At 62.1% G+C, this 2,107-nt stretch carries 1 protein-coding gene and 2 pseudogenes; all 3 read left to right on the forward strand.

Translation table 11 applies throughout. From position 1 onward, the window contains the following. Positions 1-503: 503 nt before the first annotated feature. Positions 504-641: pseudogene (locus IT41_RS22135) on the forward strand (helix-turn-helix domain-containing protein); the annotation flags it as partial. A 341-nt stretch (positions 642-982) separates the two neighbouring features. After that, positions 983-1,231: pseudogene (locus IT41_RS21165) on the forward strand (transposase); the annotation flags it as partial. Between the two features lie 200 nt (positions 1,232-1,431). Further along, a partial coding sequence (locus tag IT41_RS19105) for a type VI secretion system Vgr family protein (RefSeq protein ID WP_036744342.1) occupies positions 1,432-2,107 on the forward strand: 676 nt, incomplete at its 3' end.

A 2,107-nucleotide genomic window follows, 5' to 3' on the forward strand; every position in this document is an offset into this window, starting at 1 on the left:
GATCAACATCCCGCTCAAGGCCTCCGATAATCATCGGAAACACAATGGACCCAACCCCCGGTCGGTGGGGTCCCTTTTGGACGCCGATCACCCCAGAAGCGGGGTCCTTATTCCACGCCGAACAACACTCCAAATCGGTCTTCCAGCCGAATCGGCGGTTGCTCCTGCCGCCATGTCCATCCGTCACTCTCACGATGGATCGTCGCCTTTACGATCACGACCGACTGCTCATGCCCGTCCTGATCCCAATGATCGAAGGTCATTGCTGGGAATACAGTCGAATTTATCAGCCGCATCTTGTTCCTGACATACCGGCACGGGTCGCCGTACGGTGGAAGCTCCAGAGATCGTCAATCGGTGCATTCAGGCGTCCGACTGGCAGAAATCGGGTTACATATGCCTGTTTACCCGTTCGCTTGACAGTTTGAAAATGGAACCTGCAATGGCGGCAGCTCTGGTCTATGCAACAGAGTCCTATTACATCCACATACCCTTGGGGAAACATGGCCGAGCAGCACACACTGGCCGACCGCCTGCGGGTCCGCGCCCATCAGTTCGGCCTGACGCCCGCCCATGTCGCCGAGATGGCCGGCGTGAACCGCTCCTTCGTCTACGACATCCTGCGCGGCCGCTCCGCGCGCCCTGGCATCGGCCGCCTGGCCGAGGTCGCCCGCGTGCTGAAGGTGGGGCGCGAGTGGCTGATCCACGACATCGGCGAGGTCGAGGGCACGCCCCCCCTTCGTCGAGAACCCCGACGATGTATTCGTTGTCATCGCCCATGCCACCCCGCGCCCCGCAATGGGCGGCGGCGCGGTCGTGACCGAGGACGGCGACACCCCCGGTCGCGTCTATCACTTCCGCCGCTCCTAGATCCGCAACAGCCTGAAGGCCAGCCCGTCGCAGCTGCGCATCATGCATGTCGAGGGCGACAGCATGGCCTCGACGCTGCTCAGCGGCGGCGCGGTGCTGGTCGACATGACTCACCGATATGGTGTGCGACGCGCGTGAGGGCGAATTGGCAGCATGGCTCGACGCGGCCAAAGGCAGCTTGATCGCATCCTTCGTCCGCGGCCTCCAGAGCGGCTATGCCGCAGTTGCAGCCTCGCTACGGGAACCATGGCCGAACGGGCAGACCGAAGGCCAGATCAATCGACTGAAGACTCTGAAACGCCAGATCTATGGCCGAGCGAATATCGATCTGCTCAGGGCACGTCTCGTCACCGCATCATGAAATGCAAGGTGCATCAACATTGAGTCAGAGCCCAAAATTGTACCCGCCAAGAACGGAAGAAGTTCAGTATTTGTCACATTCCCTCCGCGGTAGGCCAGCGCGTCACGGCATCGCATGGTAGCCCGGGCGCTGTTCATCCCGTTCTGATCGCGGTATAAACGCCCCCGATTGTGGTGTTACGATTCCAAGTCGGAGGCGCGATGAACGCTCCCTTCAAGCAGGCCGAGCGGCTGGGTCGTCTGACCACCGCGCTTGGACCCGACGTTCTGGCCCTCTTGCGCTTCGATGGCAGCGATCATCTGAACGATCTGTTCGAATATCGCGTCGAGGCGCTGGCCATCCGCGAGGACCTGGATTTCGACGCGCTGGTCGGCACGCATGCCACGGTCGAGATCGAGGCGCATGACGAGATGCGGCCCTTCGACGGCATCGTCACCAGCGCCCGCTGGGCCGGGGTGGGCGAGAACGGGCATCGCTATGACCTGACGCTGCGGCCCTGGTTCTGGCTGGCCGGGCGGCGCAGGAACCAGCGGATCTTTCATAACAAGACGGTGGTCGAGATCCTGCAGGAACTGCTGTCCGATTATGCCAGCCTTGGCGATCCGGCGCTGGAGATCGGCCTGTCGAAGGACTATCCGACGCTGGAATACACCGTGCAGTACCGCGAATCCGATCTGGATTTCGCCCGCCGCCAGATGGAGCGGCACGGGATCAGCTTTCACTTCCGCCACGCCATGGGCAGCCATAGCCTGGTGCTGACCGATGACGTGCTGGCGCATCCGACGATCGGGCCGCGTCCGTTCAAGCGCTATGACGGCCACCACCAGTACGAGCAGGAGCATTTCTGGGACTGGGCGCCCGAGCGGAATGTGACCA

This window comes from Paracoccus halophilus (assembly GCF_000763905.1).
Lineage (GTDB): Bacteria > Pseudomonadota > Alphaproteobacteria > Rhodobacterales > Rhodobacteraceae > Paracoccus > Paracoccus halophilus.